This window comes from Streptomyces sp. NPDC002324, assembly GCF_053593335.1.
This window is the reverse complement of sequence record NZ_JBSFCF010000102.1, coordinates 1-1,437: the sequence shown is the minus strand read 5'-3', so window position 1 is coordinate 1,437 and position 1,437 is coordinate 1. Positions and strand designations below refer to the sequence as shown.

The window sequence follows — 1,437 nt, the reverse complement described above, 5'->3', positions numbered from 1 at the left end:
CAGCTCGGTGTAGCTGCCGAGGCCGAACGCCGGGTTCTGCTTGCGGATCTCGATCATCCGGCGGGTCCAGTGCAGCAGCGACGAGGGTGATGACATCGACGCCTCGACGTTGGTGACCTGGTAGCCGTAGACCGGGTCCATGATCGTCGGCAGCGACAGCCGTCCCGGGTCGCAGGAGGAGAAGCCGGCGTTGCGGTCGGGGGTCCACTGCATGGGGGTGCGCACGGCGTCGCGGTCGCCGAGCCAGATGTTGTCGCCCATGCCGATCTCGTCGCCGTAGTAGAGGATCGGCGAGCCGGGCAGGGAGAGCAGCAGGGCGGTGAAGAGTTCGATCTGGTTGCGGTCGTTGTCCAGGAGGGGGGCGAGGCGGCGCCGGATACCGATGTTGGCGCGCATCCGCGGGTCCTTGGCGTATTCCGCGTACATGTAGTCGCGCTCTTCGTCGGTGACCATTTCCAGGGTCAGCTCGTCGTGGTTGCGCAGGAAGATGCCCCACTGGCAGCTGGAGGGGATCGCCGGGGTCTTGGCGAGGATTTCCGAGACCGGGTAGCGCGATTCCCTGCGTACCGCCATGAAGATCCTCGGCATCACCGGGAAATGGAACGCCATGTGGCACTCGTCGCCGCCGCTGGGGAAATCGCCGAAATAGTCGACGACGTCCTCCGGCCACTGGTTCGCCTCGGCCAGCAGCACGGTGTCCGGGTAGTGCGCGTCGATCTCCTTCCGCACCCGCTTCAGGAAGTGGTGGGTCGCGGGAAGGTTCTCGCAGTTGGTGCCCTCCTGCTGGTACAGGTAGGGCACGGCGTCCAGGCGGAAGCCGTCGATGCCCAGGTCCAGCCAGAAGCGCAGCGCCGAGATGATCTCCTCCTGCACTGCCGGGTTCTCGTAGTTGAGGTCCGGTTGGTGGGAGAAGAAGCGGTGCCAGTAGTACTGCTTGCGGACGGGGTCGAAGGTCCAGTTGGAGGCTTCGGTGTCGACGAAGATGATGCGGGCTTCGGGGAACTGTTTGTCGTCGTCGGCCCAGACGTAGTAGTCGCCGTAGGGGCCGTCGGGGTCTTTCCGGGACTCCTGGAACCACGGGTGCTGGTCGCTGGTGTGGTTCATGACGAAGTCGATGATGACGCGCATGCCGCGTTGGTGGGCGGCGTCGACGAATTCCACGAAGTCGGCGAGGTCGCCGAATTCGGGGAGGACGGCGGTGTAGTCGGAGACGTCGTAGCCGCCGTCGCGCAGGGGGGATTTGAAGAAGGGCGGCAGCCAGATGCAGTCGATGCCGAGCCACTGCAGGTAGTCGAGTTTGGCGGTGAGGCCCTTGAGGTCGCCGACGCCGTCGCCGTTGCTGTCCTGGAAGGAGCGGACGAGTACCTCGTAGAAGACGGCGCGTTTGAACCAGTCCGGGTCCCGGTCCTTCTGCGGCGTGTCCTCGAAGGTGTCAGG

Annotated in this window: 1 protein-coding gene; it reads right to left on the bottom strand. The window is 65.2% G+C overall.

Annotated elements, in window-relative coordinates:
- Positions 1-1,437, bottom strand: a 1,437-nt coding sequence (gene treS, locus ACWCRJ_RS44565) for a maltose alpha-D-glucosyltransferase (protein ID WP_450944699.1), incomplete at both ends; no start/stop codon positions are given.